The following is a 1,351-nucleotide window of genomic DNA, read 5'->3' as shown; positions in this document are numbered from 1 at the left end:
GGGGTACCACCGTCGACTTGTCACGGGAGTTCAAGAACGGCGTGAAGTTTGGCGGCTGGGTCACCCTGACCACGGCGTCGAAGGCGGAATATGGCGAGGGCAGCTTTGACAAAGGCATTTACATTTCCATCCCGTTCGACGAGCTGTTGAGTACCTCGACCATGCGTCGTGCCAATATCATTTGGACGCCACTGACTCGCGATGGTGGTGCGCGCCTGAGCCGTGCCTACTCATTGCAGACCATGACCGACGGGCGTGACAGCAGCCTGTTCTACAACAACTTCGAGAAAATTACCGAATGATCACATGGCTCAAAGGCTTGATCGAATTGCCGTTCTGGCTCCGGTGCCTGGCCTTTGCCATGGTAACGGCGATACTGCTGTTCGCGGGATTGCGCGCTCAGCCGATCCCGGAACTGTTCGTCGAAGAGGACAAGCTCCATCACTGGATCGGCTTTCTGGTATTTACATGCAGCTGCCGGCTGGCCTTTCCCAATGTGAAATTTCGGTGGGTCGCCGTGGGCTGTTTGCTCACTGGCGTAATCATCGAGGCCGCGCAAGGTATGATGCCGCTGCGCACGGCTTCACCCTACGACATGCTGGCAAATAGTATCGGCGTGTTGATGGGGTTATTGATTTCAAGGTACTGGGTGCGCTGAAAAGGCACGAAATACCAATCAGCCCGCCGGCATGTTGCAACCGCAGATCCTCTCTCTATTCCCCGCCAGTAACACCTCTCTTGCCGATAGCTCGAACTCCCTCAACCCGCTTAATCTAATAAAGGCGAAAAAACAGCTTGCTTTAGAGGCTATTGGGTTTTGAGGATTTTATGTATTTGCTCAAGATAGTCGAATCCAAATTTTTTAGTGGGTTCAATATAAGAGCCTTCCCCGAACTCGTTCCAGCAGCAAATAATGATTGTGTTTAGCGTTTTTTTGGGGTTGCCAAGAAGTTCTGCTTTTGCCCTGGATAAATGCTCTGAAAATTCCTCAGGGGTGCTGTAGGAGTTGTCGTGCGCTGGATCGCTGCTTCCACCCCAAGGAGTTCTATCCCACCCCGAGGTCACTGGGATGACGTAAGGTAAGGGGCTTGTTTTCAACGTAAAGTTCCAAGATTGAGAGTAGCCATCCATCAGCTCCGAATAGCTTTTGGATAGAGTACGAATCTCCGGAGCTTTTGATGGTCCGTACTGATAGTTGTAGGCACTCACTGCATCATACGTCTGATTTGGTAATTCAAGGGTTAGTGAGTCTTTTTTTGAACCTGGCGTCCCAATGAAAAAGATCCCGTTAAGTCCGGATTTTTTTGCTAGCTTACGCGCTCTCGTTAGTAGTTCATTGGGGGAAGAGCCA

The 1,351-nt window shown here is 51.1% G+C and carries 3 protein-coding genes; 2 read left to right on the top strand and 1 reads right to left on the bottom strand.

All coding sequences use genetic code 11. The features are described 5' to 3' along the window. Together AC1DLB_RS30150 and AC1DLB_RS30145 are read left to right on the top strand one after the other, a co-directional pair. On the top strand, positions 1–302 hold a 302-nt coding region (locus tag AC1DLB_RS30150; protein WP_477786300.1), incomplete at its 5' end, for a YjbH domain-containing protein. Next, positions 299–658: a VanZ family protein gene (locus AC1DLB_RS30145; protein ID WP_230138974.1), complete on the top strand. Its 360-nt coding sequence runs from the start codon at positions 299–301 to the stop codon at positions 656–658. The genes AC1DLB_RS30150 and AC1DLB_RS30145, both read left to right, overlap by 4 nt. 149 nt (positions 659–807) lie before the next feature. On the opposite strand, the gene AC1DLB_RS30140 is transcribed toward AC1DLB_RS30145, so the two are convergent. Further along, positions 808–1,351 (bottom strand): glycoside hydrolase family 99-like domain-containing protein (locus AC1DLB_RS30140; protein ID WP_477786299.1); only part of this gene is annotated, 544 nt, incomplete at its 5' end.

This window comes from Pseudomonas sp. 05N434, from assembly GCF_056396965.1.
This window is presented reverse-complemented; position numbering and strand designations above follow the sequence as displayed.